The organism is Sinomonas sp. RB5 (assembly GCF_054063535.1).
The window spans coordinates 233,241-252,061 of sequence record NZ_JBSSGJ010000003.1 but is presented as its reverse complement, the minus strand read 5'-3'; the positions used below and the strand labels follow the sequence as shown (position 1 = coordinate 252,061).

Here is an 18,821-nt window from a genome sequence, read left to right as displayed (position 1 = left end):
TTCCCCAACTTCCCCGCCCTCGCTCCCAGCTTTGAAGCTCTGCACTTGGCCGCAGCGGCAGGATTCCGCCGACTGCAGGGGGTGGCCTCGGCGGTCAGGCGGGGAGGGAGAGGTTCTCGACGATGTGCTCGGCGATCGCCATGGACGAGGTAGCGCCGGGCGAGGGGGCGTTGCGGATGTGGGTGATGCGGCCGCGGCGCTGGATCGCGAAGTCGTCCACGAGGCTGCCGTCGCGGTTCATGGCCTGGGCCCGGATGCCCCGGGAGGCGCCGACGGCCCGCGCGCCCTCGAGCGCGGGGACGTAGCGGCCGGCCTCGGCGATGAAGCGCCCGGGCGAGGCGAGCGTCCTGATCTCCCGCGCGGCCGTGGCGAGGTTGCGGCCCGAGAACCGCCAGAAGCCGTCGAAGCCCAGGGTGGACGCGACATCCCGCAGGTCCAGGCCCAGCCCCGCGTAGCCCTCGCGGGAGAGGGAGAGGAAGGCGTTGGGCCCCACGGTCATCTCGCCGTCGACCCGCTTCGTCAGGTGCACGCCGAGGAACGGGTAGCGCGGGTCCGGGACGGGGTAGACGAGGCCGCGGACCACGTCGCGATAGGCCGGCTCGAGGACGAAGTACTGGCCGAGGAAGGGCACGATGGCCGGCCCCGCCTCCTCGCCGGACCGGGCGGCCAGACGGTCGGACTGCAGCCCCGCGCAGGCGATGACCGCATCGAAGCGCTCGCGCCCGTGGGCCGTCTCCACCGTCGCGGCGGCGCCGACCTCCGTCACGGCCCGCACCTCGGCGCCGAACCGGACGGAGCCGCCCGCGGCGCGGGCGTCGTCGAGGAGGGCCTCGGTGACGAGCGCATAGTCCACGATCGCGGTCTCGGGCGAGTAGAGCGCGCGCCGGCCCACGGCGTTGGGCTCGATCTCGCGCAGCTCGCCGGCGTCCACCAGGCGCACGCCGGGCACGCCGTTGGCGACCGCCCGCTCGTAGATCTGCTCGAGCCTGGCCTCCTCCTCGGCGTCGAGGGCGACGACGACCTTCCCGCACGCCTCGTACGGCAGCGCCCGCTCGGCACACAGGTCCTTCAGGAGCCCCACGCCGCGGCGGCACAGCCGGGCCTTGAGGCCGCCGGGCTCGTAGTAGAGGCCCGCGTGCACGACCCCCGAGTTGTGTCCGGTCTGGTGCGCGGCGGGGCGCGGCTCCTTCTCGAACACCGTGACCGCGGCGCCCGGGAAACGGCGTGTGAGCTCCCGTGCCACAGCCGCGCCGATGATCCCCGCACCCACGACGGCGAACGACTCCCCTGCGCCCACGGTGCTCCTCTCCCCGGGCCTGTCGCCCGGCCGGCCACTGCTGGGCCCAGCCTAGCGAGGAGGCGGCCCGCGGCGAGGGCCTGCGGGGCCTATCATGTGCCGAGAACCCCAATGTTTCCCAGAGGAGGCCAGTGAACACGTCCCCGACGCCCGCCGAGGTCTACCATGCGACCCCAGACACCGCGGAACCGGCGCCCGCTGCGCTCGAGGTCACCTCCGCCGAAGCTGGGCGGCGGCTCGCGGACAGGGACGACGTCCTGCGGCACAGGAAGCGCGGCTACGCGCTCGTCAACAGGACCCAGACGCCCCACGAGGCCATGGTGGAGGACCTCCTGTTCGTCCGGGACGTGCTGGACCGCGCCGACATCCCCTACCTCCTGGTGCGCGGCAACGACGCGCGCCCGGTGATCGCGGTGGACTGGACCCGGCGCAAGGACCTGCGCCGCGCCCTGGTCGAGGCGTGCCGCGACGAGCCCTTCTACTCCCTGACGGTCGACGCGCGGAAGGACCGGGCGCTGCTCGTGGCCGACGGCCGCCTCGCCGAATCAGGGCAGGCGCGCATGTTCCGGCTCTACCGGCCGCGGATCGAGCCGGCCGGCGGACTGCGGTACGGCCACGAGACGGGCGTGCAGGTGGAGCTGTGGAAGTGGGAGGGCGAGACCCTCCAGCTGCCCATCGAGAACTCCCTCACCCGGCGCACGCTCCCCCGCAACGAGGCCGTCCGCGGCACTGTCGAGCGCTTCGGCCGGACCTGGCCCACGATCGAGAACATGTTCGCGGACCATGCGACGGACATCGACTTCACGATCGACATCGTGTTCTCGTGGGTGGACGGGGCGGACCCGGAGCTGCGGCGCTACCGCGAGTCCTTCCTGCCCGCCGTGGTGCACGGCGAGGGCGACGACGCCGATGCCCGCGTCCGGCAGATCAATGAGCTCAAGTACGCCCTGCGCAGCGTGCACATGTTCGCGCCCTGGATCGGGCGGATCTTCATCTGCACCGACTCGAAGCCGCCGGCGTGGCTCGACACGGCCCACGAGAGGGTCACGGTCGTCCCGGCTGCGGAGCACTTCAAGGACCCGTCGGTGCTGCCGGTCTTCAACTCCCAGGCCATCGAGTCCCAGCTGCAGCACATCGAGGGCCTCTCGGAGTACTTCCTGTACTCGAACGACGACATGTTCTTCGGCCGGCCCCTCGGCCCGGACATGTTCTTCTCCCCCGGCGGCATCACCAAGTTCATCGAGGCCTCGACCCGGATCGGGCTCGGCGACAACCACCTCGACCGCTCCGGCCACGAGAACGCCGCCCGGGTGAACCGGCGGCTCCTCTACGAGCGATTCGGCCGGATCACCACGCGGCACCTCGAGCACACGGCGGCGCCCCTGCGGAAGTCCGTGCTGCTCGAGATGGAGCAGGAGTTCCCCGAGGAGTTCGCCCGGACGGCGGCCGCGCGCTTCCGCTCGTGGGACAGCATCTCGGTCACCAATTCCTTCTACCACTACTACGCGCTGCTCACGGGCCGCGCGGTGACGAAGGTCGGCGCGAAGGTCCAGTACATCGACACGACGGTGCGCGCGGGGCTCGATGCGCTGCCCAAGCTGCTCAAGAAGCGGAATCAGGACTTCTTCTGCCTCAACGACGGCTCGTTCCCCGAGGTCTCCGGCGAGGAGCGCCAGGAACGGGTGACGGACTTCCTCGAGAAGTACTTCCCCATCCCCGCGCCCTGGGAGCGGTAACCCCGCCGTCTCAGACGGTGGGCAGCATGCCGGTGGCGGGCCCGATCCTCTCGGACGTGCTCCGGCGTGAGCGCCGGCCCGCGCCGTCGTCGGCGGGGAAGGTGACCCCGTGCTCGGCGAGGATGCGCTCCACATCCTCGGCGGGCACGAACCGTCCCACCGTGTCGCCGCCCGCGGCCGGCACCACCGAGTGCAGCACGGAGTCCGCGTAGACGTGGACCAGGTTGTACGCCTGGGCGTCGTCCCGGCCGCGCGTGGCCCGCAGGCCCGTGGCCGGGTGGACGGCGGCGGCCAGATCCTGCGTGTAGCACGTGGCGGAGGCGACGGACACGGGGACCCCCGCGAAGGTGCCTGAGGTCGAGTAGTGCAGGTGGCCGGCGAGGATCGCCCGTACATCCGAGCCGCGCAGCACGTCCGCGAGCGCGGCCTGCCCGCGCAGCTCCACGAGCACCGCGAGCTCCTGCACGCTCGGCACGGGCGGGTGGTGCATGGCCAGGATGGTCCCGTCCGGCGCCGGGAAGCTCAGCTCCTCGGCGAGCCAGTCGAGCTGCCCGGGCGAGAGCTCGCCGTGGTGGGCGCCCGGAACGCTCGTGTCGATCACCACGACGCGCAGCCCGTTGACCCAGTGCACCCGGTCGAACGGCTCCGCCGACGGCTCCTCGCCGAGGAGGTGCTCCCGGAGCGCGGGCCGCGAGTCGTGGTTGCCCATGGCCCAGATCAGGCGCGCTCCGAGGGCCTCGGCGGCCGGCTCCGCGATCTCGCGCAGCCGCGCGTACGCCTCCGGCTCGCCCCGGTCCGCGAGATCGCCGGTGACGACGATCGCCTCGGGCGAGCCCCCGGCGTCGTGCATCTGGGCGAACAGGCGGCGCAGCCGGGCCTCGGAGTCGAGGGAGCCCGCGAGGAGGCCGCCGCCGAGGAGGTGCGTGTCGCTGACGTGGAGGAGGAAGTGGCGCGGCCGCGGATGCTCGGCCTGGATGGTGCCCATCGGGACCCTTCTATCGTCTCGGAGTCAGTTTCCCCAGTGCACACATCCAAGACATCGCGCGGGTGAATGTCCAGTTAACGCGCCACAAACTGCCCAATGCCCCGGGGATTCGGAGGGAACGCCGAGGCTGGCGACGGCGGGAGCCGCCTCCCGCCGTGGCCCGCCCCGCCCGGGGTCCCCGGCTCAGGCCTCCGGCTGCGAGTGCAGCGCGACCCTCTCCGAATCCGCGCCGAGGCCGGCCCCGGCCTGGGCGTGCCGCTCGCGGATCTCGGCGACGATCGTGGCGTGCCGCTCGTCGGTGAGGGTATAGAAGACCATGATCGCGCCGGCGGCGAGGGCGAGGACGGCCGGGATGAGGCCCGCGGCGATCTGGATCCCGAGCACCGCCTGCGGGGACTGCTGGGCCGCGTGACCGTTGTAGCCGCCCCAGGCGATCGCATAGCCGGCGAGGGCACCGCCGATCGCCTGGCCCGTCTTGCGGGTGAACGAGAAGAGGGAGTAGATGATGCCCTCCGAACGGACCCCGGTCTTCCACTCGCCGTACTCGACGGTGTCCGCCTCGAGCGCCCACACGACGATGTTGACGCCGACGATCCCGGCCATCGCGATGAGGAAGCCGAGGAAGCCGAGCCACGCGAGGGCGGCGGGCGCGAGGAGCACGATCACGCCGCCCACCACGAGGACGCCGACGAAGGCGATGTAGGCCGCGCGCTTGCCGGCCCTGGCCACGACGGCGGGCATCACGGCGCCGAGGGCGAGCGTGACGACGAGCTGGGCGATGGAGAGCACGGGGACGAGGCCGAGGCTGTGGAGCACGTCGCGGAAGTAGTAGACCTGCACGGTGGTCAGGGAAAGGTAGCCGGAGAGGAAGAGCACCGAGGACAGGCACAGCATCAGCAGGGGCCGGTTGCCCTTGAGGGTGCGCATGCTCTGCTTGAAGGAGACCTTCGGCACGTCGCGGACCACCTTCTCGCGGGTGGTGAAGAACGTGACCAGGTACAGGGCCACACCGATGACCATGAAGACGACCGTCACGGTCGTGAAGATCGGCTGGAGGTCGGCGCCGGCCTTGAGCAGCGGGGCCACGAAGATGCCGAGGGCGGAGCCGACGAGCAGCGCCCCGATGGTCCGCGAGGATGCGAGCTTGGCACGCTCCTTGGGCTGTGGCGTCATGGCGCCGGCCATCGAGCCGTAGGGGATGTTCACGAGCGAGTAGGCCAGGCCCAGGGTCGCGTACACGACGTAGGCGTAGGCGAGCTTCCCGCCGGCCCCGATCTGGGGGATGTGGAAGTTCAGGACCGTGAGCACCATGAGCGGCACGGCGCCGAAGAGGATGAAGGGGCGGAACTTGCCCCACCGCTTGGTGTAGGTGCGGTCCACCATGCGGCCCGCGAACAGATCGGAGAAGGCGTCGAAGACGCGCACCACGAGGAACAGGGTCCCCGCGGCGGCCGCGGAGATTCCGGCCACGTCGGTGTAGTAGACGAGCAGGAACATCGTGGTGGTGGTGAAGGCGAGGTTGTTCGCGGCGTCGCCCGCGCCGTAGCCGATGATGCTCCTCAGGCCGAGCGTGCCGGCCTTCGACGGGGCGGGGGTGGGTGAAGACGTCATTGTCATGGTCCTTGGTGCTGGGGTGCGGCCGGCGGCGGGGGCTCAGGCCTGGAATGCGGTCTTGTTCTGGGTCCAGCGCCTGCGCAGCGCGAAGGCGGCGGCCTTGGGACGCCGGTCCCGGGTGAAGGCGCCCTTCTTGTTGCCGTCCACGCGCATGATCCCGTTCGAGGTCGCGAAGTCGGCGAAGTTCCACACGTGCTCGCCGGCCATGGCGTCGACCCGGTTGAACACCCGGTGGTACATCTGAAGCAGGTCGGCCTGGTACTCCTCGCTCCACGGCGCCTCGTAGAGGGAGTGGAAGCCGGCGAGGGTGTCCGCCCCGTACTCCGTCATGATGATCGGCTTGCCGAGCTTGGCGTCCCACGCCCGCAGCTCGGCCTCGAGCGCGGCCTCCGCGGCCGCGAGGTCGCCGGTGTTGACGTACCAGCCGTAGTAGCGGTTGAGCATGATCACGTCGAACAGGTCCGTGATGGTGTCCTTGTCCGGGCCGTCGAACATGACGTTGACGAAGCCGACGGGGCGCGTGGGATCCAGTTCCCGGGCGAGCGCGGCGAGCGGCTCGAAGTAGGCGCGGGCCCCCTCCTCGGAGGACTGCGGCTCGTTGGCGATCGACCAGACCACCACAGACGGGTGGTTCTTGTCCCGCGCGATGAGCTCCTCGATGACCTGCCGGTGCGCGGCAGCGGTCTCACCGTTGACGAACTCGGGCCCGTAGGTCTTCTTCGCGCCGGTGCCGAAGAACCCCGCGAAGTCCGCGTTGAGCCCCACGGCGGGCGTCTCGTCGATCACCACGATCCCGTGCCGGTCGGCGTAGTCCATGACCTCCTCGGCGTAGGGGTAGTGCGAGGTCCGGAAGGAGTTCGCCCCGATCCACTCCAGGAGGGAGAAGTCGTTGACCATGTGCGCGCCGGAGTGGCCCTTGCCGATGGTCCCGTGGTCCTCGTGCATGCCGAACCCGGTGAAGTAGAAGGGCTCGCCGTTGATGAGGAAGTCGGTGCCGCGGACCTCGACCGTGCGGACGCCGAACGTCTGGGTGTAGGAGTCGTGAACGGCGGGGCCGCCGGCCGCGGCACCCGCGCCGGACCCGCCGTCGTGCGCGAGGACCTCGACGACGAGGCGGTAGAGGTAGCCCCTCCCGGGCTGCCAGCGGACGACGTCGGGGATCGCCACGGTGCCGGAGATCCCCTCCGCGGCGCCCACCTGGGTGCCCTCGGCGTCCAGGACGCGCACCCGGACGGGGTGGATGTCGGCGCCCTCGCCCGCGACGACGACGGCGTAGTCGACCGTGGCGGTGGTGCCGTCGCCGTCGAACCCGGTGACGACCGTGACGTCCTCGACGTGCACGGCGGGGGTCGAGTAGAGGACCACGCTGCGGTGGATGCCGGCGTAGTTGTAGAAGTCGTGCATGTAGGTCTGCGTGCGCCGGCCCGCGGCGTCCTCGGCGATGCTGCCGGGCGGAATCGTGGACTGGGTGAGCTCGTTGCTCACGGCGACCGTGAGGCGGAAGGTCTCCCCGGCCGTGACGTGGGAGGTGATGTCCGCCTCGAAGGGCGTGTAGCCGCCCTGGTGCTCGGCCACGAGCGCGCTGTCCACGAAAACCTTGGCCCCGTGGGTGACGGAGGCGAAGCGGAGGACGATCCGCTCGCCGGCCCAGCCGCGCGGGACGCGGACCTCGCGCTGGTACCAGACCCGGCCCACATGGCTGCGGATGGCCGGGTCGGCGAAGACGTCGTTGTAGCTGGCGGGGACCGCCATCTCGAGCGGAGTGGCCAGCGGGGCGTCCTGCCAGCGCTCGCGGACGCCCACGCCGCTCGAGTCAACCGCGAAGGCATAGAGCCCGTCGAGGCTCACGAGTTCACGGGTGGGTCCGTCTTGCGGCTTGAGCATCGTGCTGCACATCCTTGGGCTGGAGGAATCAGGTCCGCCTCCAGCCTAGGAACTCAGTGAAACTTGCGGCAACCGTTTGCCAAAAGTTGCCGCTTCAAGTATCCGCTCAGGAGCGGAGCCACTCCGCGGCCTCGTCGGCGATCTTCTCGGGCGGCTCCGCGATGTCGAAGACCCGCCCGCGCTCGTCCTCCTGGAGGGGTTCGAGTGTGGCGAGCTGCGAATCGAGCAGGGACACCGGCATGAAGTGCCCCGGCCGCGCGGCCATGCGGGCGGCGAGGAGCTCGCGCGTGCCGTGCAGGTGCACGAACTCCGTGTCCGGGGCCGCGTGGCGGATGATGTCCCGGTAGGCGCGCTTGAGCGCGCTGCAGCCGATCACCATGGTGCCGGAGGCGCCGGCCATCTTCTCCCCGATCAGGCGCAGCCAGGGCTCCCGGTCCGCGTCGTCGAGCGGGATGCCCGCCGCCATCTTGGCGACGTTGGCCTCCGGATGCAGGTCGTCGCCGTCGAGGAACTCCCCGCCCAGCTCCTGGGCGAGGAGCCGCCCCACGGTGCTCTTGCCGCACCCGGAGACGCCCATCACGATGACGTGGAGCATCCCGGGGTCCGCTGCGTCGGTCACCAGTCGTGCACCGTGCCGTCGATGAGGCGGTTGTAGGGCAGGTACGCCTGCTGGTACGGGAAGGAGTTCGCGGCCTCCTCGTTGAACTCGACGCCGAGGCCGGGCTTGTCGCCCGGGTGGAGGTAGCCGTCCGTGAACGTCATCGACTGCTCGAAGACGGTGTTCGTCTTTTCGGAGTGCTGCATGTACTCCTGGATCCCGTAGTTGTGGATCGCGAGGCCCACGTGCAGCTGGGCGGCGAAGCCGACCGGGGAGATGTCGGTGGGGCCGTGGAAGCCGGACTTGATCTGGTACTGGGCCGCGTAGTCCATGACCTTCTTCAGCGGCGAGATGCCGCCGAAGTGGGTCGAGGCCGCGCGGACGTAGTCGATGAGCTGCTCGCGGATGAGCAGCTGGAAGTCCCAGACGGTGTTGAAGATCTCGCCGATGGCCAGGGGCGTGGTGGTGTGCTGGCGGACCAGGCGCAGGCCCTCCTGGTTCTCGGCCGGGGTGCAGTCCTCGAGCCAGAACAGGTCGTACGGCTCGAGGGCCTTTCCGAGCTTGGCGGCCTGCATCGGCGTCATGCGGTGGTGGCCATCGTGCAGGAGCGGGATCTCGGGGCCGAATTCGTTGCGCACGGCCTCGAAGACGGTCGGGAGGTGGCGCAGGTAGGCGCGGGTGTCCCAGTCCTCCTCCTGCGGGTAGGCGCCGCGGCCGGCGGGCTCGTAGTCGTAGCGCTCGCCCGAAGCCTGGGACTGGGCGGCCACCCCGTAGACGGCCTTGATGCCCGGGATGGCGGTCTGGACGCGGATGGACTTGTAGCCGAGCTCGAGGTGCTCGCGGATCGAGTCGAACAGCGAGGGAAGGTCGGTGCCCGAGGCGTGCCCGTAGGCGCGCAGGCCCCGGCGGGAGGCGCCGCCGAGGAGCTGGTACACCGGCAGCCCGGCGACCTTGCCCTTGATGTCCCACAGCGCCATGTCCACGGCCGCGATCGCGGCCATGGTCACCGGCCCCCGCCGCCAGTAGGAGGAGCGGTAGAGGAACTGCCAGGTGTCCTCGATCATGTGTGGGTCCCGCCCCACGAGCAGCTGGGCCACGTGCTCCTTCAGGTACGCGGCCACGGCGAGCTCACGCCCGTTGAGCGTCGCATCGCCGATCCCGGTGATCCCCTCGTCCGTGGTGACCTTCAGGGTCACGAAGTTGCGCGTGGGGCTCGTCACGAAGACTTCAGCGGAGACGATCTTCATCGTCGCGTCCTTTCACTGGGGCCGGGGGCTCGGAGTTCAGCATACTGAGGGTGGCCTGGGCGGCGGCAACCGCTTGCCATACTTTGCCATGGCAATCGGGGTCATTGCCGGTCGAGGGTGCCCCGCAGGGAGTGGATGCGGTCCACGAGGACCGGGTCGCCGGCGACGGCTGGGGACACGAGCTCGGCGAGCGCCTGGGTCCGCTCCCTGCCCTCGAGGGACGCGGCCTCGAGCACCTGGTCCTTCAGCGGATCCTGGAAGTCTCCCGAGGCAGCGGCGGAGACGAAGTCCATCCACACCGCGATCATCCGGGCGGCCGCCACGCCCGTGCGGCCGCCGGCGATCTCGGCGGAGAGCACCGGCACGGCGCGCATGCGCAGCTTCGTGGTGCCGTCGGCGGCGATCTGGGCGAGGTGGTGGGCGATCCTCGGGTTCGAGAACCTCTCGATCAGGGCCGCCCGGTACTGCGGGACGGCGAGCTCGGGCAGCGTCAGGTGCCGGGCGGCCGCGTCCCAGAAGGCCTCCACGGCGTCCCGGCACACGGGGTCGGCGATCGCCTCGGCCACCGTGGTGTGGCCGCGCAGCTGCCCGGCATAGGCCAGGATCGAGTGGGCGCCGTTGAGGAGCCAGAGCTTGCGGTTCTCGAACGGCTCGATGTCCGCCACGAACTGCGCCCCCGCGTCCTCCCAGCGCGGGCGTCCCGCCGGGAAGTCGCCTGCGAGGATCCAGTTCGCGAACGGCTCGGCCACCACGGGGGCCTCGTCGCGGTAACCGCACTCGGACGCGACGAGGGCCACGTCGTCCGGCGTCGTGCGGGGCGTGATGCGGTCCACCGAGGTGCCCACGAAGCTGACGCTCTCCCGCATCCACGAGGCCAGCCCGGAGTCGAGGCCCTCGGCGATGGCGAGCAGCGCCTTCTGCGCCACCTCGGCGTTGCCGGCCACGTTGTCGCAGCTGACGACGGCGATCGGGCCGGCGTCCGCCTGCCTTCTCGCCGAGAGCCCGTGGCACAGCCGCGCGAGGGGCGAGTCGGCGTCGTGCTTCTCGTAGACCGCCTCGGTGACCGTGAGGGTCACGATCGCGGTGGACGGCGCCGCGAGCAGGGCGTCGAGGCGGGCGGTGTCCGCGCCGTCGATCGCCTCGGCAATCGAGCCGACCACCTCGAAGCGGTCGCCGTCGCCGCCGCGCTCGATCAGGGTGAAGAGCCCGTCCTGGGCCGCGAGGACGCGGGCGGCGTCGGGGCGGCGCCCGGTGAAGGAGGCGATCCCCCATTCGGCGGCGTCCGGGGCGTGGGCGGTGAACCAGGCCTGGTGCGAACGGTGGAAGGCGCCGAGGCCGAGGTGGACGATCCGCACCGGGGGTGCGGGGGCGCCGGACCTGCCCAGGAGGGGAAGCACCTCGGTCGAGACGGTGGCATGCATGGTGACTCCCCTTTCGGGACTGGGAACTAGAGCTTGAAGACGCGCCGCGGCGAGCCGTCGACCAGGTCCACGATGATCTCGTGGGCCCTCGCCTCGGTGATGCGGTGCTCCGCGACGAGCCTCGCGAGGAAGCCCGCGTCCATGCGACGGCTCATGTTGTGCCGTGCCGGGATGGAGCAGAACGCCCGCGTGTCGTCGATGAAGCCCGAGGTCCGGGTGAAGCCGGTCGTCTCCGTGACGGCCGAGCGGAACCGGAGGATGGAGTCCGGTGCGTCGAGGAACCACCACGGGGCGCCCACGTACACGGACGGGTAGAACCCGGCCAGGGGCGCGAGCTCCCGGCTGAAGACCGTCTCGTCGAGGGTGAACAGGACGAGGTGGAAGTCCTTGGCCGTGCCGAAGTCCTGCAGGAGCGGGCGGAGCCCCTCCGTGTAGTGCACCGCGAACGGGATGTCGTGGCCGGTGTCCGCCCCGAACTGCGTGAAGGTGGCCGTGTGGTGGTTGCGGAACGAGCCGGGGTGCACCGTCATCACGAGGCCGTCCTCGACGCTCATCCGGGCCATCTCGTACATCATGTGGCCCTCGAAGGCGTCGCGGTCCGCCGCGGTCGCCTGGCCGCGGCGTGCCTTGGCGAACAGCGCCTCCGCCTCGGGGCCGCTCAGCTTGAGCGTGAGCGGGGTGCGCACCCCGTGGTCGGCCGAGACGGCGCCGTTCTCGACGAAGTAGCGGCGCCGGTTCTCCAGCGCCCGGAGGTAGCCCGCGTAGCCGCCGACGCCGTCGCCCGCCTCTGCGGTGAGCCGGTCCACCCGCGCGGCCCACTCGGGGTGCGCCACGTTGATGTAGGGGTCGGGGCGGAAGGTCGGCAGGACCCGTCCGGTGAACGACTCGTCCTTGGCCAGGAGCCGGTGCGCCTCGAGGCTGTCGAGCGGGTCGTCAGTCGTGGCGAGCACCTCGAGGCCGAAGTCCTCGAACAGCTGCCGCGGCCGGAAGGAGGGCTCGGCGAGCTTCGCCGCGATCGCGTCGTAGACGGCGTCGGCTGTCTCGGCGCCGAAAGAGTCCACGGTCTCGGCCGGAAGGCCGAAGACGTGCTCGAACTCGCTGCGGATCCAGTAGCCCGAGGCGGTCCCGTCGAAGAGCGGCCACGCCGCGGCGAAGTGCCGCCACGCGGTGCGGGAGTCCACACTGTGCGGTCCGGGGCCGACGCGGAGCTGATCCAACCCCACGCCGCCGGCATGGATGAGCCGCGTGACGTAGTGGTCCGGGCTGACCAAGAGGGCCGTGGGGTCGGGGAACGTGGTGTCCTCCGCGAGCATCTCGGCCGGCACGTGCCCGTGCGGGGAGATGAGCGGAAGGTGCTCGACCTCGGCGAGCAGCTCGCGCGCGATCGCCCGGGTTCCCGGGTCGACCGGCAGGAGGCGGTCGGGGTTGGCCGCGATGGACTGGCTCATGGGTGCTTCTTCTCTCTCTGGGCGGCGGATGCCGGGTCAGCGGGCCTCGACGCCAGCGGCCTCGAGAACCTTCGCGAACGCGCGCGCAGCGACGCCGAACGCGAACGGGCCGCTGAAGCCGCCCGTCTCGTACGCATACGCGAGATGGGGTTCAAGCGAGGCGAAGCCGGAATAGCCGCTGTCGCGCAGGGCCTCGACAGTGCGGAGCACCTCGCCGTCCCCCTCGCCGGCCGGGACCACCTTTCCCGACGAGGCCAGAGCGTCCTTGACCTGCAGGTACACCACATGCGGGCGGAGCTCCTCGTAGCCCTCCGTGAACGGCTTGACCCCGCACTGGACGAAGTTGGCGGGGTCCCATGCGAGTTTGAGGGCAGGAGAGTCCACAGACTCGACGATGTCCAGGACGCGCTCGGGCACGTCGCCGAAGATGTCCTTCTCGTTCTCGTGCACGAGCACCACGCCCGTGCCCTCCGCCCGTCGGGCCAGCGCCGTCATACGCTCGATCACCGCGTCCCGGACTTCCTCCGGGGCCTTGCCCTCGTAGTAGAAGGAGAAGATGCGGATGTACGGGGCGCCCAGGACTTCGGCGGCGCGGAGGGCCCGCCCCAGGCGCTCAAGCTCGTGCTCGACGGGGAGGGCGACGTCCACCTTGCCGATCGGCGAGGCGATCGCGGAAGCCTTGAGACCAGCCTCGTCGAGGACCGACTTGAGCTCACCGAGCTGCTCCTCGGACAGATCCACGATGTTCGTGCCCCACGCGCTGCGGACCTCGATGTGGCCCGCACCCAGCGCGCGCATCACGGCCGCCTGGACCCGCGGGTCCGCGTCGATCTCGTCACCGAAACCGGACAGCTCCCACTGGACTGCTTCAGACATTGTCACTTGACTCCTCCGGACGTCAGACCGCCCACTAGGTACTTCTGGAAGAACATGTAGATCAGGACCACCGGCGCTGCGCTCACGAGCGAGGCCGCCATCATCTGGCCGTACTGCGGGATCGCTCCCCCCTCGGTTGCACTCGAGAAGATCTGCAGGGCCACCGCCGCCGTCTGGGTGTCAGGCCGGGTCATCACCGAGGCGAAGAGCACATCATTCCACCCAGGAAGGAACGCGAAGATCGCGGAGACGACCAGACCGGGCCAGCTCAGCGGCAGGATGATCCTGGTCAGCACGCCGAGGTTGGTCGCGCCGTCGATGCGGGCCGCCTCCTCAAGCTCTTTCGGCAGGCCGCGCAGGTAGGTGACCATCACCCATGTCGAGAACGGGAGCGAGAAGGTCAGATAGGTGACGAAGAGGCCCCACCGAGTGCCGATGACCTGAAGGCCGAGGTACGTGGCCGAGGAGGAGAACAGCACGAAGAGCGGCAGCACGAGCAGCGTACCGGGAATGCTCTGGAGGCCCAGGAGGGCCCGCAGGATCGTGCGCCGCCCCCGGAACTGGTAGCGGACGAGGACATACGCCGTCCCAATGGAGAACGCGGCGGAGACAACAGCGGTCGAGCCGGCCACGATGAGCGAGTTCATGAGCCCGTTGGCGAGCCCGACGCTCGTCCAGATGGTGAAGTAGTTGCTGATGGTCCAGGAGCTCGGCCAGAACTCTCCGGACGCGACGCCGATGTCCGAGTTGAAGCTCGCCAGGCCGATATAGACGATCGGAAGCAGGACCGCGGCACACAGCAGCACGGCGATGAGGACGAGCAGCCACCCTGGCAGGAGGCGGGTCACCTCACGCTGCTGCTGCGATCCGGGACGGTCGACGGCGGTGCTGCCGTCCGAGGGGCGAATTGCTGCGGTGGTGGTCACTTTCGACCTCCGGGGGTCTCGGCGTCGTCCAGCTTGACGGCGCGCAGATAGATGAAGAGCGGGATCGCGACGAGGATGAGCGAGACGACCGCCATCCCGGCGCTCAGGCCGAAGCGGAAGCTCTCGAAGCTCGTCGCGTACGTCAGGTACGGGAGCACCTCGATGTCGTTCGGGGCAGGGAGCCCGAAGAGCACGTACGGGAGCGTGAAGTTGTTGATGTGGTTGAGCATGCCGATCAGAACCGCGAGCGAGATCGGGCCCTTGAGGTACGGGAAGATCACGTACCGGAGCTTCGTCCACCACAGGGCGCCGTCAAGGGCTGCGGCCTCGTGGACCTCGTGGTCCACGGCCTGGAGGCCGGAGAGCGCCAGCAGGTAGATGAACGGCCACGAGGACCAGATCTGCACGAAGACGAGGACCCAGTACGTATTGGGGCCGTTGAGGAAGAGCCCCGGGTCGATGCCCAGGTGGTGCAGCGCGATGGTGATGACGCCGCTGGGCTGGAACATGGTCCGCCACACCGTGGCGACGACGAAGCCAGGCAGCACATACGGAATGAGGAAGACGGAGCGGACCAGCGCCCGGCCGCGGAACTTGTTCTGCGTCGCTACCGCCGCCGCGATTCCGAGGGGCAGGGTGACGATTGTCGCGATCGCCGAGTAGGAGACGCTGAGCCAGACCGAACGCAGGATCCCGGACTGGGTGATCGCCTCGACGTAGTTGGCGAAGCCGATGAACGGCGCCGAGAGCCACTGGCGCAGCGAGTACTGGTCGAGGTCGAGGAAGGAGATGTAGACGCCGAGCAGGAGGGGTACGACGATGACGACCAGCATGAGGACGCCGCCGGGGATGAGCATCCAGAGGGGGCGATTGCGCTCGGAGAGCCCGCGGCGCCTGCCCGTGTCCGGTTCAGGGGTGGGGCCGTCATCGATCGGGGCAGGGGCGGGCCCGAGGCCCCGGCCCGCCGCTGCTGCGGCGAGCCGGGTCTCCGGGGCGGGGTTGCTTGCTGTGGTCATGATTACCTCAGTGGATCCGCGAGGCGGACTACTTGGCTCGGCTCAGCGACTGCTGAGCGGTGTTCTGCGCAGTCTGGAGGCGCTGGCTCAGGTTCGAGTCGGAGACCTCCCCCGAGGCGAGGTCGGGGATGCTCTGCACCGCGACGTTCACGAGGGCGAGCTGGATGTCCGCCCACGCACCCGTGAAGGGCGTCGCGTAGGACTTGGCCGCAGCATCGGTGATTCCCGCCATGTGCGGCGCGGAGCTGAACGTCGCGAGTGCCTCCGCGTTGGTCGGCAGGTCGCCGAAGAGCTTCTGGTAGTTGACCTGGGCGTCCTTGTCCGTCACCTGCTTGAGGAAGGCCAGGGCGAGGTCCTTGTTCTTCGTGTACGAGGCGACGCCCATGTTGTCGCCGGACAGGATCGACGCGACGGGGGTCCCGCCGTTGGGGTTCGAGCCGTTGACCGAGGTCGGCATGAGCGCGTACTCGAACTGGTCCTTGATCGCCGACTTGCCGAGGGTCACCTCAGAACTGATCGAGGTCATCGGGAAGAAGGCCGACTTGCCGGACGCAAAGTTCGCGAGGGCCTGGCTGTCGGTCCAGCCTACCGACGCGGGGTCGACGACCTTGTCCTTCGTGAGCCAGCCGAAGTAGGTCTGGTACGCGCTCTTCACGATGTCGTTGTTGATGTTGGCGTTCTTGCCGTCAACGAGTTTGTTGCCCTGCTGCTCCGAGAACGCCCAGATGTACTTCCACGGGGAGTAGCCGTCCTTGTAGCCGACAGACATGCCGTAGACGCCCTTGGAGGGATCGTTGACCTTCTTGGCCTGCTGCTCGAGCTCGTCCCACGTGGTGGCGGGCTTGTCGATCCCAGCGGCCTTGAGGAGGCTCTTGTTGTACGCCATCACGAACGGCCTGCTGGAGAAGGGGACCGCGTAGAGGTGGTCCTTGTCCGGGCCGGAAATCCCGAGGGCAGCCTGGTTGAACTTCGCCTTCCCGCCCACGGCGTTCCAGTCGGAGTCGCTGAGCTGGGCGAACGCGCCGGTTGCGACGGCGGTCGGGGTGAACGTGGTGCCGAGGTCGTAGACGTCAGGGCCCTGGCCGGAGACGGCGGAGGTCTGGATCTTCGTGAGCTCGTCGTTGCCCGAGGAGAACGTCTCGAACTTCAGATCTGCGCCGGTATTCTTCTTGAACGTCGCGGCCGTGTCGGTCATCCACTGCTGCTGCTGCTGCGGGAAGGTCGTGCTCTTGGCGATGAAGACGTCGAGCGTCCTACCGGCGCCGTTGACGGCTCCGCCGGAGGAGTTCCCGCTGGACGCACCACCCCCACAGGCAGAAAGAGCGAGGGCTGCGACCGTCGCCACGGAGGCCAGAGCGGCCTTCTTGCCAAAACGCATGAAACTCCTCCTTGAGGTTGCTCGGGCAGCTGATGTGATTCAGCTCACCCCATGCATCGATACCGTCGAGCTTAGGAAGTAGGCGAAACTAGCGGCAAGCGATTGCCATAAGTTGCCAAAGATGCTCCAATGGCATGCATGACCCAGGACCCCACCTCCTCCGAGCGGCTGCCGACCATACGGGACATTGCGGAGCTTGCCGGCGTTGCGACCTCAACCGTGTCGCGTGCGCTGTCCAACCCACAGCGCGTCAACGCCAGGACGCGGGAGAAGATCGAGCGGATCGCGTCGGAGCTGCACTATGTGCCGAGCAGCCAGGCGCGGGGGCTCAGTTCGGGCCGCACTGGGGTCGTCGCGATTCTCGTTCCCGACATCACGAACCCCTTCTTCTTCGACATCATCCGGGGCACGCAGCACCAGCTGAAAGCCTCGGGCTACACGCAGCTGCTCGTCGACACCGAGGAAGCGACGGACGTTGAGCTCGACACGCTGCGCAAGATGCGCCGCTCGACCGACGGTGTGATCCTCGCTGCCTCGCGCCTCACCGACCAGCAGCTCGCGGATACAGCGCTGCGGCAGCCGCTCGTCACCATCAACCGCGCGACCGCCGACGCTCCCACTGTTCTGATCGACACGCCCAGCGCCGTGGTCCAAGCCCTTGAGCACCTCGCCTCATTCGGGCACAGGTCCGTGGTCTACGCAGCTGGCCCGACGAGCTCGTGGTCCAATCACCGGCGCTGGAAGGCGATCGAGGAGGCTGTGGCGCAGCGCGGGATGACGGCCACGCGGATCGGCCCCTACGCCCCGACGGCGTTCTCGGGCGCGGCCGCGGCCGATGCCGCCCTCAGCACCGGGGCAACGGCGATCGTCGCCTTCAACGACCTGCTCGCGATCGGGATGCTGCAGCGGTTCAACGAGCGCGGCGTGCGCGTGCCCCTGGACGTGAGCATCGTGGGGTGCGACGACATGTTCGGTTCTGACTTCTGCAACCCGCCCCTCACCACGATTGCCTCGCCTGTCGAGCAGGCAGGACGGGTCGCAGTCTCGATGCTCATGGCGCAGCTCGACCCGATCCACGGCGGCACGGCCCGCAAGCTCGCGGTCATGCCCACCCACCTCAAGATCCGCGCCTCGACGGGGCCTGCCAGGGCCTGACGCGCAGCGGAGGGCGGCCCCGGCGCCGAATCGTGCGCAGGGGCCGCCCTCTCAGCGAGCCCCTCAGGAGCGCTGCGGGAAGATGCCCTCCTCGGCGATCCGCTTGTTGAGCTCGGCCAGGAACTCGCCCTCGTCGAAGTCCATCGGAACCTCCTTGCCGGTCCAGGCGGAGAGGTGGATCGCGTTGGCGAGGCGGACCCCGAGGATCCCGTCGCTTCCGGGGGCGATGAGCGGGGTGCCGTCGAGGATGTTCGCGGCGAAGTTCTCGAGGACTGTCGCATGCTGCCCGCCCCACGCCGTGTCGAACTCGAGGGTCTCGTGCGTGTAGTACTCGTTCGGGTCGAACTGGTCGCTCGTCATCTTCCAGATGTCCTCGGTCGGGATGCTGGCGTTGATCTCCTGCTCCGAGCGGCGGTAGCGGGTCACGACCGCGGTCTTCGAGTCCGTGACGACGATCTTGCCCGCGTCCCCGGTGATCTCGAAGCGGTCTGTGCCCACCAGCTCGTGGGTCGCGGTGGTGAACGTCCCGGTCGCCCCGCCGCCGTAGTCCACGACGGCGACCACCTCGTCCTCGACGTTGATGTTCCGCCGGAAGCCGAAGCCGGCCTTCGCGAACACCTTCTCCGGCACGCCGCAGATCCACTGCCACAGGTCAAGGTTGTGCGGCGCCTGGTTCACGAGGACACCCCCGCCCTCGCCGCCCCACGTGGCGCGCCAGTCGCTCTGGTCGTAGTACGCCTGGGGGCGGTACCACGTGGTGATGATCCAGTTGGTGCGGCGGATCGCCCCGATCTCCCCCGACTCGACGATCTGCTTCAGCCGGCGGTAGAGCGGGTTGGTGCGCTGGTTGAACATGATCGCGAACGTCAGCTCCGGCTTGCTCGCGGCGAACTCGTTGAGCTCGCGGACCTGCTTGGTGTAGACGCCCGCCGGCTTCTCGACGAGCACGTGGATGCCGCGCTCGAGCGCCTGGATGCCCATCTGCGGGTGGAGGTAGTGGGGCACTGTGGTCACGACGGCCTCGACGGCACCCGATTCGAGCATCGTCGCGTAGTCATCGAACACCGCGACCCCGGGGTGGCGCTCGGCCGCGAGGTCGCGGCGGCCCGGGTCCGTGTCGGCGATGGCGACGACGTCGATGTTCGGCACGCGCCCGTCTGCGACCAGCGCCGCGTACTGGCTGCCCTGGTTGCCGAACCCGACGATGCCGAGGCGCACTTTCCTGCTCATGCTGGAGCCT

The 18,821-nt window shown here is 69.5% G+C and carries 15 protein-coding genes; 2 read left to right on the top strand and 13 right to left on the bottom strand.

Going from position 1 to position 18,821, the window contains the following annotated elements; translation table 11 throughout:
* Nucleotides 1–94 precede the first annotated feature (94 nt).
* Nucleotides 95–1,297 carry an L-2-hydroxyglutarate oxidase gene (lhgO, locus tag ACVWWH_RS06100; protein WP_457315981.1) on the bottom strand — a complete coding sequence of 401 codons (1,203 nt, stop codon included), beginning with the start codon at nucleotides 1,295–1,297 and terminating at the stop codon, nucleotides 95–97.
* 131 nt (nucleotides 1,298–1,428) lie between these two features.
* On the opposite strand from lhgO, the gene ACVWWH_RS06095 reads away from it, so the two are divergent.
* Nucleotides 1,429–3,033, top strand: coding sequence for a stealth conserved region 3 domain-containing protein (locus tag ACVWWH_RS06095; RefSeq protein WP_457315980.1), 1,605 nt, complete (start codon nucleotides 1,429–1,431; stop codon nucleotides 3,031–3,033).
* A gap of 10 nt (nucleotides 3,034–3,043) precedes the next feature.
* Here the strand turns inward: ACVWWH_RS06095 and ACVWWH_RS06090 are convergent, their stop codons facing one another.
* The 11 genes from ACVWWH_RS06090 to ACVWWH_RS06040 all read right to left on the bottom strand — a co-directional run bounded on the left by ACVWWH_RS06090 (nucleotide 3,044) and on the right by ACVWWH_RS06040 (nucleotide 16,426).
* Entirely contained in the window at nucleotides 3,044–4,018 is a 975-nt protein-coding gene (locus ACVWWH_RS06090) for a metallophosphoesterase (RefSeq protein ID WP_457315979.1), read from the bottom strand.
* A gap of 183 nt (nucleotides 4,019–4,201) precedes the next feature.
* Nucleotides 4,202–5,629, bottom strand: a complete 1,428-nt coding sequence (uidB, locus tag ACVWWH_RS06085; RefSeq protein ID WP_457315978.1) for a glucuronide transporter — start codon at nucleotides 5,627–5,629, stop codon at nucleotides 4,202–4,204.
* A 42-nt stretch (nucleotides 5,630–5,671) separates the two neighbouring features.
* Entirely contained in the window at nucleotides 5,672–7,516 is a 1,845-nt protein-coding gene (gene uidA / locus ACVWWH_RS06080; RefSeq protein WP_457315977.1) for a beta-glucuronidase, read from the bottom strand.
* Nucleotides 7,517–7,622: 106 nt separating this feature from the next.
* Nucleotides 7,623–8,135 carry a gluconokinase gene (locus ACVWWH_RS06075; protein WP_229710686.1) on the bottom strand — a complete coding sequence of 171 codons (513 nt, stop codon included), beginning with the start codon at nucleotides 8,133–8,135 and terminating at the stop codon, nucleotides 7,623–7,625.
* The gene (gene manD, locus ACVWWH_RS06070) at nucleotides 8,132–9,361 is read right to left on the bottom strand and encodes a D-mannonate dehydratase ManD (protein WP_457315976.1); all 1,230 of its coding nucleotides are present in this window, start codon (nucleotides 9,359–9,361) and stop codon (nucleotides 8,132–8,134) included. Before manD ends, ACVWWH_RS06075 begins: the two co-directional genes overlap by 4 nt.
* Nucleotides 9,362–9,462: 101 nt before the next feature.
* On the bottom strand, nucleotides 9,463–10,782 hold the full coding sequence (locus tag ACVWWH_RS06065; RefSeq protein WP_457315975.1) for a mannitol dehydrogenase family protein: 1,320 nt from the start codon (nucleotides 10,780–10,782) through the stop codon (nucleotides 9,463–9,465).
* A gap of 26 nt (nucleotides 10,783–10,808) precedes the next feature.
* Nucleotides 10,809–12,230, bottom strand: a complete 1,422-nt coding sequence (gene uxaC / locus ACVWWH_RS06060) for a glucuronate isomerase (protein WP_457315974.1) — start codon at nucleotides 12,228–12,230, stop codon at nucleotides 10,809–10,811.
* 36 nt (nucleotides 12,231–12,266) lie between these two features.
* Nucleotides 12,267–13,106 carry a sugar phosphate isomerase/epimerase family protein gene (locus tag ACVWWH_RS06055; RefSeq protein WP_066494743.1) on the bottom strand — a complete coding sequence of 280 codons (840 nt, stop codon included), beginning with the start codon at nucleotides 13,104–13,106 and terminating at the stop codon, nucleotides 12,267–12,269.
* A 2-nt stretch (nucleotides 13,107–13,108) separates the two neighbouring features.
* Entirely contained in the window at nucleotides 13,109–14,032 is a 924-nt protein-coding gene (locus ACVWWH_RS06050; RefSeq protein WP_457315973.1) for a carbohydrate ABC transporter permease, read from the bottom strand.
* Nucleotides 14,029–15,048, bottom strand: a complete 1,020-nt coding sequence (locus tag ACVWWH_RS06045) for a carbohydrate ABC transporter permease (RefSeq protein WP_066494741.1) — start codon at nucleotides 15,046–15,048, stop codon at nucleotides 14,029–14,031. The genes ACVWWH_RS06050 and ACVWWH_RS06045 overlap by 4 nt, the downstream gene beginning before the upstream one ends.
* Nucleotides 15,049–15,076: 28 nt before the next feature.
* Complete coding sequence (locus ACVWWH_RS06040) at nucleotides 15,077–16,426, bottom strand: ABC transporter substrate-binding protein (RefSeq protein ID WP_457315972.1); 1,350 nt, start codon at nucleotides 16,424–16,426, stop codon at nucleotides 15,077–15,079.
* A 138-nt stretch (nucleotides 16,427–16,564) separates the two neighbouring features.
* On the opposite strand from ACVWWH_RS06040, the gene ACVWWH_RS06035 reads away from it, so the two are divergent.
* A complete protein-coding gene (locus ACVWWH_RS06035; RefSeq protein WP_066494737.1) occupies nucleotides 16,565–17,581 on the top strand; it encodes a LacI family DNA-binding transcriptional regulator in 1,017 nt (338 codons plus the stop codon).
* Nucleotides 17,582–17,644: 63 nt separating this feature from the next.
* Here the strand turns inward: ACVWWH_RS06035 and ACVWWH_RS06030 are convergent, their stop codons facing one another.
* Nucleotides 17,645–18,811, bottom strand: coding sequence for a Gfo/Idh/MocA family protein (locus tag ACVWWH_RS06030; RefSeq protein WP_066494735.1), 1,167 nt, complete (start codon nucleotides 18,809–18,811; stop codon nucleotides 17,645–17,647).
* Nucleotides 18,812–18,821 lie beyond the last annotated feature (10 nt).